Annotated in this window: 1 protein-coding gene; it reads right to left on the minus strand. The window is 65.5% G+C overall.

Annotation, left to right across the window (positions count from 1 at the left end):
• A partial coding sequence (locus RAD04_RS38840; protein ID WP_461627987.1) for an ATP-binding protein occupies nt 1-264 on the minus strand: 264 nt, incomplete at both ends.

Consider the following 264-nt stretch of genomic DNA (forward strand, 5'->3'; position numbering starts at 1 on the left):
GATGGCGGATTCGAGCGCCAGTTCGCGGCGCGCGAGCTGAAGCTTCTGGACCAGCTCGGACGTGCGGGTGAACAGCACGCGCCAACCATTCTGGACAAGTTGCAGGCCGATGGCTGCCGCCAAGTGGCTCTTTCCTCCGCCCGGCGGGCCGAACAGGATAAGATTGGCGCCCTTTTCCAGCCATCCGTCGCCCGAGGTCATGGCCGTGACCTGCGCCCGCGAGACCATCGGCACGGCGTCGAAGGCGAAGCTGTCGAGCGTTTT

The organism is Bradyrhizobium sp. 25ACV (genome assembly GCF_054863005.1).